Source organism: Psychrobacter sp. Marseille-P5312 (assembly GCF_900291405.1).
Classification (GTDB): domain Bacteria; phylum Pseudomonadota; class Gammaproteobacteria; order Pseudomonadales; family Moraxellaceae; genus Psychrobacter; species Psychrobacter celer.
Window position 1 is genome coordinate 2,399,940 of the sequence record NZ_OLML01000001.1, and the last position, 11,225, is coordinate 2,411,164.

At 47.6% G+C, this 11,225-nt stretch carries 11 protein-coding genes; all 11 read left to right on the plus strand.

Annotated features, from left to right (window positions below; genetic code table 11):
* Positions 1-61 precede the first annotated feature (61 nt).
* The 11 genes from C6W44_RS10440 to C6W44_RS10490 all read left to right on the plus strand — a co-directional run bounded on the left by C6W44_RS10440 (position 62) and on the right by C6W44_RS10490 (position 11,219).
* Positions 62-622 (plus strand): hypothetical protein, encoded by a 561-nt coding sequence (locus C6W44_RS10440; protein ID WP_105245450.1) that lies wholly within the window; start codon positions 62-64, stop codon positions 620-622.
* A 44-nt stretch (positions 623-666) separates the two neighbouring features.
* A complete protein-coding gene (locus tag C6W44_RS10445) occupies positions 667-1,311 on the plus strand; it encodes a DUF6682 family protein (protein WP_105245452.1) in 645 nt (214 codons plus the stop codon).
* 10 nt (positions 1,312-1,321) lie between these two features.
* Positions 1,322-1,945 (plus strand): hypothetical protein, encoded by a 624-nt coding sequence (locus C6W44_RS10450; protein WP_105245454.1) that lies wholly within the window; start codon positions 1,322-1,324, stop codon positions 1,943-1,945.
* A gap of 87 nt (positions 1,946-2,032) precedes the next feature.
* A complete protein-coding gene (locus C6W44_RS10455) occupies positions 2,033-2,569 on the plus strand; it encodes a hypothetical protein (protein ID WP_105245456.1) in 537 nt (178 codons plus the stop codon).
* The gene (locus C6W44_RS10460) at positions 2,550-2,843 is read left to right on the plus strand and encodes a hypothetical protein (protein WP_105245458.1); all 294 of its coding nucleotides are present in this window, start codon (positions 2,550-2,552) and stop codon (positions 2,841-2,843) included. The genes C6W44_RS10455 and C6W44_RS10460 overlap by 20 nt, the downstream gene beginning before the upstream one ends.
* A gap of 58 nt (positions 2,844-2,901) precedes the next feature.
* Positions 2,902-3,483 (plus strand): M15 family metallopeptidase, encoded by a 582-nt coding sequence (locus C6W44_RS13675; protein WP_264755624.1) that lies wholly within the window; start codon positions 2,902-2,904, stop codon positions 3,481-3,483.
* Positions 3,484-3,503: 20 nt separating this feature from the next.
* The gene (locus C6W44_RS10470) at positions 3,504-5,387 is read left to right on the plus strand and encodes a hypothetical protein (RefSeq protein ID WP_105245460.1); all 1,884 of its coding nucleotides are present in this window, start codon (positions 3,504-3,506) and stop codon (positions 5,385-5,387) included.
* 8 nt (positions 5,388-5,395) lie between these two features.
* Positions 5,396-8,200: a hypothetical protein gene (locus tag C6W44_RS10475; RefSeq protein WP_105245462.1), complete on the plus strand. Its 2,805-nt coding sequence runs from the start codon at positions 5,396-5,398 to the stop codon at positions 8,198-8,200.
* Between the two features lie 3 nt (positions 8,201-8,203).
* A complete protein-coding gene (locus C6W44_RS10480) occupies positions 8,204-8,386 on the plus strand; it encodes a hypothetical protein (RefSeq protein WP_105245464.1) in 183 nt (60 codons plus the stop codon).
* A gap of 175 nt (positions 8,387-8,561) precedes the next feature.
* Complete coding sequence (locus tag C6W44_RS10485) at positions 8,562-9,293, plus strand: hypothetical protein (RefSeq protein ID WP_105245466.1); 732 nt, start codon at positions 8,562-8,564, stop codon at positions 9,291-9,293.
* 12 nt (positions 9,294-9,305) lie between these two features.
* Positions 9,306-11,219: a transglycosylase SLT domain-containing protein gene (locus C6W44_RS10490; RefSeq protein ID WP_105245469.1), complete on the plus strand. Its 1,914-nt coding sequence runs from the start codon at positions 9,306-9,308 to the stop codon at positions 11,217-11,219.
* The last annotated feature ends 6 nt before the right edge of the window (positions 11,220-11,225 follow it).

Genomic DNA, 11,225 nt, shown 5'->3' on the forward strand with positions numbered 1-11,225 from the left:
CCCACAACGCAAGTCGCTGTGGGTTTTTCCATTTCATCTACTTATTAAAAGGAGCCATGTCATGGCTGACGACAAAAAGAATAGCGATACTCAAGAGAGTGTTGAGCAGCAATCAACGCCTATTCAATGCCTACTGCGTCGCAAGGGCGGCACCAAGGTCACATTTGGTCACAACCTTGTGAACCAAAAGACTTATCACTTCAAGCCGCTAGACAGTAGCGATGAAAATTCACCGCATGTCTGTAACGTGGACAATGAAGAGCACGCAGACCGACTACTATCAATCCGTGAGTCATATCGCTTGTATCGTGGCGATGCAAGTTATGTCGATAAGATTGAGGTCACTAAAGGCGCGGCTATTGATGAAGATGCGTTTACCAATCGCTTTGATGACATCTTGTCTATCGACTTTGACACCGCTGAAAACGACACGGTAAAAGATTGGGCCAAAGAAACGTTGGAGCTTACCCCGTCACACAGCGCCAAGATTCGCGAAAAAGCCGCCAGTCTCGACGTTGAAGAGAAGAAAGGCGACAACATGAATGAGCTGCTACGCAAAATCGGTAAAGCCATGCAAGAAGAAGAGCGCGCTGCTAACGATCAAGCCAGCAAAGGTAAGTAGTGTAATCACTGCTTGATACAAACCCATATTAGGATGATATCGCTATGTTTAGCAGTCAAGATTTATTAAATGGCGTGCGCATGACGCAGCTAAATGACCCAGAAGCAATCACTTGGTCGGACTCAGCGCTGATTATCGCGCTTAATCAAGCCTTGCTTATGCTCTCGCTTGTGCGTCCTGATGCAACCTCAAAGATTGCGACGCTAGAGCTTGAGGCGGGATCAAGACAGTATATTCCCGCTGATGGCGAGCGTCTGCTACGTGTGGTGCGCAATATCACCGATACGGGCGGTACGGGCCGCGCTGTGCGTTTGGTGCAGCAAGAGGATATGGATAGCATGTCACCGGATTGGCATAACACTAGCGGCACAATCGTCAAAGAGTATATGTTTGACGCAAGGTCGCCTAAGCACTTTTATATCTACCCCACAGTACCCGTAGGCAGCAAGGTAGAGATTGAGTACAGTAGTTACGCTGATAGCGTGACCGAGCTGAATGTTGGTGATGCGCTTCCTGTATCGGCTGTGTTTGCTCAGCCTATCCAAGAGCTTATGCTCTATAAGCTCTTGTCTGGTGATGCTTCAAACGGTGTGTCAGGCACAGATCATTTGCGTGTGGCTCTTGAATTGTTGGGCGTGAAAGACGTGCAAGATGAGCGCGTATCATCTGCCCGTCGCACGTCAATGTAATAGGTGATTTATGGTAGCTCTTGATGAGTTTGTAGATGGTGTAAGTGTTCATTTGGGCAACAACGACGCGAGCAATGTACCAAGACTCGCTGTCGTCTTTGCCGCAAGGCAAGCACTCAAAAGGTTTTGCGATGAAAGCTTTGCTTATGTTGTCAATGCCTTTGATCCGCTGGCAGGTACAAGTCAAGTGCTATCGCCCAACGACTTCCACCTAAGTATTACTGATAGGCGCTGCGAGATTGCCATACCTGATGATACGCACATTATCAAAGTGTGGCAGTTATCCGATGAATGCTGCGACGCGCAAGGGCTGTTAGATAGCATTCATAGCTATCCTAATATTATTAACCTGCCAGCCGATGATAGCAAGACGGATAACGTAGTAGTATCACTGTCTATCAACCAGACAACTGAAAACTGTCCTGATTTTATTTACCAGCGATACTATGACGGTCTGCTGTCAGGGACTATTGCCTACTTGCAACTTATGCCTAATAGAGAATGGTCAGAGCCAAACATGGCGCAAGTGCACATGGCGGCCTTTGATGAAACGATCCGTAAGGCTAAGTCTCATATTAGCAATGGGTTTTTGAAGGGCAGGCCTTCAACATCTATACCCGCTACTTTTGGGTGAACAAAAACAAGCCACCCAAGCGGTGGCTTTTCTGTATCTAATTTATACATCCGCATATGTGGCTGTCTTTGAAAAAAAGGAGCGACTATGCTCGGATTTAATAAAAGCTTGTGCATAAAAAAGCGAGCGCTATTGCTTTTTGCACTAGCTCTAACTGCCATGACAGACGTTATGGCTCGGATTAGTTCCAACAGCACAAGCATCACCGCCGAAACTGTTATCGTCGTTAACCGCTACGGTATGGGCGCGCCGTTCTTGGTGTCCTGGATTCCTATTTGGTTTTTTGCGCTGGCAGGCGGCATTGGCGCTAACTTCATCAAGATACCTGAGATTGATAAACACTTTAGGTTTCTAATGCTCGCTAAGCCGTTTCTTGGTGTGTTCGGCGGTATCTCGCTATGCGTGCTTATCTCAGACGGCAGCGATCCCCCGCAGGTTGCTATGACGGCCTACGCTTTCGTTGCGTCTTTGCTATCAGCTCCGTTGCTGCAAGCATTACTAGCCGCCACCTCAATACCTCGCAATCAAGCCAGCCTATTTAACGCTGTCAATCCATTTAAGTTTAAAGTTGTCGTAGCAGACAGCAAAGAGAAGGAGCGCCACAATGTCCACAATAACGACTAGCGTAGTATTGTGCGCCATTGGTGCGCTGTATGGGATGTTCGTGCTTATCAACCACTTAAAGGTAGCGCGCTGCGATGTATCGACAAGGGTTATCTATGCCTTCCCGATTATTTGCGGCACGCTGGCATGGGCGAGCGCGTCTTATACTTTTTATGTGACCGGTGCGGATAGCCGAATCGATATGCAGCGCATACTAATGATAGTGAGCTGGTGTATGTTGGCAAGACAATACCGGCAAAAATACAAACACTGTAGCGGCCGCAAGCGCAGATAAATGGTTTGAATATCGCCCCATTTTTGGGGCTTTTTTTTGGTCTGATTTTGAGGTGGGAATGAAAGAGTCAACTATCAAAAACCTACAAGCCACGATGAAGCTGCATGGTTTTTATGACGGCTTGGTAGATGGTAATTGGGGCAATCAGTCACATGCAGGTTTTTATGCTATGGCTGAGGCAGCTATACACTGTAAAGCGCATAGTGATGATAATGCGGTAAACAAGGAAGATAAGCCGGTCGAGCCAGCGGGTCAGTACAAGTTGTCAGATAAATCGCTGGCGCGACTTAATGGCCTGCATCCTGATTTGGTCAAAGTCGTTGAGCGTGCCATTGAAATCACAGACATTGATTTTAGCGTAGGCGAAGGTCTGCGCTCAATCACTCGGCAAAAAGAGCTTTACGCTCAAGGCGCTACAAAGACAATGAACAGCCGGCACCTAACCGGCCATGCTGTTGACTTGTTCGCGCTCGACGAGGCCGGCAAGGTTACTTGGGACTGGAAGTATTACCGCCCACTAGCTGATGCTGTGAAGCAAGCTGCCGTGGATGTGGGTGTGTCGCTTGAATGGGGTGGGGATTGGAAAAGTTTTAAGGACGGCCCCCACTACCAGCTACCTTGGGCAAAATACCCTGGATAAGTACAAATAAGGCAATCAGTATGCACATACGTATCAATGATTTTGCTGGCACGCTGCCGAAGTTACACCCAACGAAGCTACCAGATTATGCCGCTCAGTCGTGCCAAAACGTCATGGTTGAGCATGGCGTTTTAACCCCTAGTAATCAAGCTAGTAACAGTTATGCGTCTAACATTGTTGGTGCTGAAAACTTTGTTAGCGCCATGTTTTTTGACCATGACGGTAAAACCTATAAGAAGTTTAGTAATGAGCTTGCAAAGTTTGCCTTCTCACCAGTCCATGACGCTTACCGTCTTTATTGGACGACGGAGGATAAGAAAGCGCCACTGATGTTTAACGATTGGGATGTGGGCGGTGCAAGCGACGAGTACGAGCTTGTGACTGATAATTTTGACTACATTGCAGGCTTGCCAGCGCCCGAAGTTAAAGACACCGTTATAACAGGCATTACACCGCCAGTTGTTGAACAAGAACCCGTCGAAGGTGAAGAGCCTGCTGAGCCTATCACTTATGCGTCAATCACAGACGCTATCAAAGATATGTTCAAAAAGGCAATGGACGGTCAAAACTCGTCAGGCGTTGATAAGAAAGAGGGTGAGATTAGCGATGCAGTGGCAGAGATAATCGCTAACATGCCCGATGATGTGGAAGCGCGTGTCTATGCTTTGACGTATGTTAATCGCTTTGGTGACGAGTCAGCGCCAGGCGTGATTGAAGAGGTCTTATATCTAACCAAAGGCGATGAGCCTATTCTCACCATTCCTTATGCAGAAGGCACGCGCACCAAACTGACAAGAGACTATGGGATAAATGCCATTAGGCTTTATCGGTCAGTCACTAACTCTATTGGTGTCGCACAATTCTTATTTGTCAAAGAATATCTGCTGACCATGACAGGAGATAGTGTCACCCTTATCGATGATATGCCGTATGGGTCCACTCAGATAGGCGAGCCGTTGGTAACAATGAATTATGATCAGCCAAGAGTTGGCATGAAAGGATTGGGTGTTACCAACAGTGGGGTGGGTTACGGTTATGTCGATAAAACAATCTGTTTATCAGAACCATACACCTTGTACGCATGGCCACGGTTTTATGAACTAATTTCGCAGCATACCATTATGGGCTTGGGTCACTACGATAATACGATTGTGGTCGCCACTACAGGTAATCCAATACTGATTAGTGGTAGTGATCCTGAGTCGATGAGCGTTCTTAGTTTACCGCTATATGAAGGCTGTGTATCTCCGCGCAGCATGGTCAATCTCAATCATGGCTGTATGTACGCAAGCGAAAATGGCCTTGTTCTTGTCACTACCAACAGCGCAAAGCTACTCACAGAAAGCGTATTTTCTACGCGCGACTGGCAGGATATTAAACCGTCAAGTATTCACGCGACTGCTTATAAGAATGGTTACTTATTCTTTTGGGATAACGGTGGCGATAAAGGTAGCGGTTATATTGATCTTAATGACGGAAGCAAAGGTGTCTTGTGGTTCGATGAGTATGCGCTAAATACCTTTTTAGATGGCAACTTGGTGCAGATGATCAATAAAGACACCGCAGCAATGGGCGGCATTATTTCTAAGCACACCTCATTCAACCCGGAGTACGGTGAACCCTTTACTAGCAAAACCTTCAAATGGCGCTCAAAGACTTTTAATGTGGACACGCCTAGACGTATGCTTGCCGCGCAGGTGGTCGCTGACAACTATCCGGCAGATGCAATAACATTTAGGGTTTACGCTGATCAGGTTTTATTGCATGAATCTAAAGTTAAGAGCAACAAGCCATTTAGGGTTAAAAATCATAGCGTTAAGCGCGATTTTTCTATTGAGATTGAATCAAGTGTGGCTATTCGTGAAGTGGTGCTGGCTGAAACCATGCGCGATACTATTTTATAGGTGAAGCAATGAGTAGTAAAAAAATATCACTGCCAAGTGTTCCTAAAAATGCAGATCGTGACACGACGGTATTTCTACAGTCGCTTAAAAAGGCAGTAGAAAAAATGTCAGCCGATGAGTTGGTCGGTATCAACAAAGCGGTGCAAAGCTATGTACTGAGATCAAGTAAAAAGATTCGTGCAGACTTGGTTGGCGTGATTGGTGATGAGACGGGTGTGGGGCCTATACTTGATAAAATCAGAGGTCATATTACCGAGTCAGAGCTAAGTAAGGAGTTGGGCACACGTATTGAAAAGATAACCTCAAACGAAAACGCTATCAGTGAGGAGCGCTTGCAGCGCGTGGCTGACGTTCTTGCAGCTAATGAAGCAATAACCCAAGAGCGTCAAGATCGCGAGCAGTCGATTACAGATAGCTCGAATCTATTACAGCAAAACATTGAAGCTGAGGCGCTTGAGCGATTTAACGTGGATGAAGGTTTGCACCAAGACCTAGTGCAAGAGATACAAACGCGCTCAGATGAGACGGGTCAGTTGATTAGCGACTTTAATGGAATCTATGCACAAGTCAATCCTGATATGGCGGGCGATACCGACAAATGGGCGGGCGATGATAGTTACTTTGCAGGAGTTTGGAGCGAGCGCAGCGCCATCATTGAAAAAGACATGGCGATGTCTAAGCGAACCGATGGCTTGTTGTCTAGTATCAATGACAATAAGGCATCAATAACACAGGTAAATAAAACGCTTGTTACTAAAAACGAGGTAGTGGCCTCGCAGATTAATCGCTTAGCCGCGCAGATGGTCGGCGGTTATGATGGAGACGACTTGTCGCAAGTAACATCGGGGCTTATTCATCAAGAACGCACCGCACGAGCCACGGCGGTTGAGGGGCTGGCTGAGCAGGTGAGCCTTCTATCGGCTGGCGTGGGTGAGCAGTTTGATAGCTTTGAGATTTGGCATTTTAATAAAGACAAAGATGGCTGGGTAAACGGCGTCTATGCCAATGGCTGGATCAATGTACGCACTGAAACCATTAATAGTCCAGTAGTAGATATTGATGGCGGCATGTATCGACACGTCAAGCTGCGCATTCAAAAGATAGGTACGCCTACGTGGGATGCGGTACTCACTTACACTGGCGGCAGTCTTAGCGCGCCTGAGCCTGAGTACACCCCAGAAGGTTTTGCAATCGTTAATTTTTATATGGAGTGGACGGGCACTATCACAGGGTTTAGCATCAAGCTTGCCAGCAGCGCTGACAACCTAAACTATTTTAAGATTGACTGGATAGCGGTGGGTAGGCCGTCACCAGGGGCAAGCCATGCCGCACTACTGCGTGAGGAAAAAGCGCGAGCTGATAAAGACAGGGCGCTTGCGCAGTCAATAACCTCATTAGACAGTCAGATAAATGGCGATGGGGTCAGTTCATCATCGTCCATCGTGCAGAAGCTCAACACGACTGCCGGTAAAGCGGACACCACAGCAGAGGATTTATCAAACCTAACATCGACCTTTAATAACGAGGTGATGGGCGCTCAAGGTATTGTGGCGCGCAATGCAGAGACAGCCGCCAGTGCCAGCGCCGCTAACGCCAGTGATATCAGTGGTGTATTCGCGCAGGTCAACCCGCGTATGGCGGGTGATACCGATTGGCTGGCAGGTGACGACTCACCAGAGAGCCTAGTAGGGGTTTGGAGTGAGCGCAGTGCGCGCATGGAGTCAGACCTTGCTACTAGCCAAAAGTTTGACGCAGTACAGGCAGAACTCAACGACAACAAAGCAGCCATATCGAAAGAGTCTAAAACACGAGTCGATGAAATAAAGGCGTTAGCTGAGCAGACGGAAACGATTCGTTCTGATTTTGAAAATAATGCTGGCGTAATGCAGACACAGATCGAGGCGAATGCCACAGCCCACAGCGCCCTAGCCAAGCGCACCGACACCATTCAATCAAGCGTTGGCAAAAATACAGCCTCGGTTAAGACAGCGCAAAGCGCTATAGATGGCATTAACGCTAAGTGGTCGATTAAGACTGATGTGAATGGCGTCGTTGGTGGACTAGCGATTGAGAATGACGGGCGCACAGTTGATTTTATTGTTAGAGCAGGTAGTTTTGCGATACAGGGTCAGAGTGGTAGTAAGAGCGTGCCTTTCGTGTCTTACCCTGATGGCACTATCATTGATGGTGAGGTTATTCCAGCAGGGAACTACCTAGATGATACCTATATTCGTCGTGCGTCTATCGACACGCTAGACATAAAAGGCAATGCAGTAACGGTTCCCGTGTCAGCGTTTACAGAGGGCAGTATAGCAGTAGGTACGTCGTATAAGACAATCCAGAGTCTAGCAGTGCCTTCTGATATGGGGCACACCATGTTGAGCTTTAGCGCTATCTTTAACTTTCCAGGCTATGCTCGCGTGCAAAGCATCTTATGTAGGATTGTGAAGGGTGGCGTCGTCATTGCTGATAATATAGAGGTGTTTTTCAGTGAAGCGAGGTCTGAGACGAGAACCAGTACCTCCTACGATCCAGCCGGACATAATCATAGTGCATCATTCTCAGGTGGCACTTATGGCCCTAATGGTTATCAATCTGTAAGTGGTAATGTCACGGTGAATCACGCCAGCACAGGACCTCACAGCCACCGAGTGGACATCGCCAATGATAATCGTAACGCTGGCACATTCTCTTTGTCTAGGCACGACAGTACAGGTGTTGCAGGTATTTACGAACTACAGATGCGCGTATCAAATGGTGGTACAGCAAACCTATCACAACGATATATCCATGCCATGACCATGCGGAGGTAAGTAATGGCGCACTATGCGGTTTATAAAACAGACACAGGTGAGATAGTAAAGACAGTAGAAGGGCCGTCTTGGTTTATTGAAGAGATGCCGCTAGGTGATGATGAATCGATTATTCCAATTGATAGGCAAGCCAACGATGCGAGCGAGTACGTTAAAAACGGAATGCTTGTTGATAAAGAAGTATGATTGCTACATTAATTTGTTATACTAATTGCATAATAAAAGCAAAACACTTGTAGCATTTAGGCAGTCTTTGCCACCTCACAACAAACAGATACCTAGTCATCAATAGATGGTTGGGTTTTTGTCGTGTCTAAAATTTATCAACATTAAATACATAGTAAATATAAGCGAGGGTGTTATGGGTTTTTTAAGCGGATTGTTGGGCGCGGCAACTGGTTTTTTAACAGGCGGCCCAGCAGGTGCGGTTATTGGTGGTGTCAGTGGCATCATGAGTGATAACGAGAAAGATAAGGCGCAGAAGTCTGCCGACAAAGCTAATGCTGCATCGATAGCGCTACAACAACAGCAACTTGCCAGCGCCAAAAAAAGGGAGGAGGACTACGACGAGTTTTATAAGCCGATTGAAGATAATTACCTAGCCGCCGTCAGGAAGGGTGTAACACCAGACTATGAGCAGGTAACGCAGGACGCTATCGGTGATGTGGAGACGCAGTTTGCCAATTCGGGCGCTGCAAGTCTAAGGAGTATGCAGCGACTAGGGATTAACCCCAATAGTGGGCGCGCTGATGCTATCGGGCGCGACTTATCTTTATCCAAAGCGCTTGCTAAGGTAGGTACTATCAACAACGCACGTCGTCAGGAGTCTAACCGAGCAGAAGATTTAACCTTTGCACGCCAGCAGGACGCCTTAACACTAGGGGTAAATAAACTCAACAACGCGCAAGCCGCCTCATCAAGTGCCGCAACCGCACTATCACAAACCTACGCAGATCGCGCCAAGCAAGCAAGATATGACGGCGCATCTGCCGTTAATCAATGGGCCGATCTTGGCTCAACTGTCTATCAGGCGTGGGATCAGTATAAAAACAAGCCAGCAAAAACGACCGTCGGCACAGGCGTGTGGATGTAATAGGGGATTGATATGAGTAGCTTAACCGGAATTGCGCAGTTTACCAACCGCTTTGCTCAAAACATCATGGGCTATAACCAGGACAAAAAAGACGAGGCTGAGCGTGTAGCGGACAAGCAGTACAACCGCAACCGCCAACAGCAGCAAGACTTACGCGCGCAGCAAAACCATGACGTCAACCTTGAAGGCAAAAAGATAACGCTGAATCAAAACAAGATTAAGAACGATGAGTTTAACGACTCAGTAACCTTTGAAGAAACGCGCAATAAGCTTGCTTACCTAGACGGCATCGGCGCTGACGAGCAGCAAAAAGTTGATGTGTTAGCCAAAGCGGTTAATAGTAACAACAAGCTACCGTACAAGATTGAGTTTGAGCGCGACGCAACCACGGGCAAAATCATTCAGCGACAAGGGCCAGACGGCAAGCCGTTCTATTTTCAAACCATCATCGACAAAGAGACTGGTCAAGAGCTTGGGCGCAAGGGCACAACATTTGAAGAAGCAACCAGTAACTATAACAAGTTGCAAAACGCTGGCGCGATTGAAGATGAAATCAGAGCGGCAGCAGCGGCGCGCGCGGCTAAGGCTCAAGAGATAGAAGATAAGCTAACCCTAAAAAGAGGCGAAGCGGCTATTGATGACGCTAAAGACGCAAGCAAGCAACGGCGCGAACATATCTACAAAGTTGATGAGATGGGCGTCAAGCATGGCTATACCATTGACGAGCTAGGCGTGAAACACGGGTTCTTGATTGACGAGTTAGGCGTGAGACACGCGAACGCCGTGGACCTTGCGAACGTCAACGCGCAAAACAACATAGGCATTAGAACGGCGCAGTCTGATCTTGATGCAGGCGGCACCCCTATTGTTGGTGGGGCGGCATGGGGTAGTTTTGATGCTCTTATCGGCCCTGAGAGTAATGGCCGGCAGCTTAACTCAAAAGGCCAGCCGCTAACGTCATCGGCTGGCGCGATTGGTATTGCACAAGTTATGCCTGAAACCGCTAAGTATGTGGCAAGAAAACACGGAATTGCTTGGGACGCCAATAAGTACAAGACAGACCCTAGCTATAATTACAATCTAGGCAAGCTTTACTATCAAGAGCAATTAGATAAGTATGGGCACCCAGCGCTTGCTTACGCTGCTTATAATGCAGGCCCAGGTGCGGTTGATAAGTGGATTAAGAAAAACCCAGCTATGAGAAACCCTGACGCAATGGGTATGCAGAACTTTATCAACGCCATTCCTTTTAGTGAAACCAAGAACTACGTCGCTAAAATCCACAGACAGTCAAATGGCGTTCAAGTGCAGCGCTCAGTGCCAGCCGTTCCAAAGCTACCAAAAGGCAGTAGCAAGCAGGGCAATTCTGGCAAAGGCATCGTGACCGCGCAAGACTACAACGTCAGTATCGATAAAGGCGTCAATACCGCAATCAAAGACGCCAAGCAACTAGGCATCAAGTCGGACGCTGCAACAACAGCGGCCTTTGCGCGTGCTGGCACGAAACTAAAAGAAATGGGCCGAGCGCAAAACGAACAAGAGTTTTTGGACTTGTATGGCGATGCGTTTGACCTAGTTATCAGTGCAGTGCCAGAGCGCACCCGAAACAAAATGAGCAAGGCGGATAAGAACGCGCTAGGGCATAAGGTACTTTTATCAATGGTAGGGGCGTCGTCTTTGGGCAACCTTAAACAGATTGTTTATAAAATAAACCCTAATGCCAGAGGTGGTGGCAATACCGTGACCGCTGGCGGGTTAACCTTGCCGGGCCAGCAGCCTACTCCGTTAAAACAAACCGCCCAAACGCCGCAGACTAGCAAGCTAAAAGCGCTGTATGCACGCGGCTTGCCAGCGCCGCAGACTGATCCGGCAGCCGCAGAAAGCTTTGATTATATGAACAATTTAAACGATAACATGGACTGGTAGAAACAA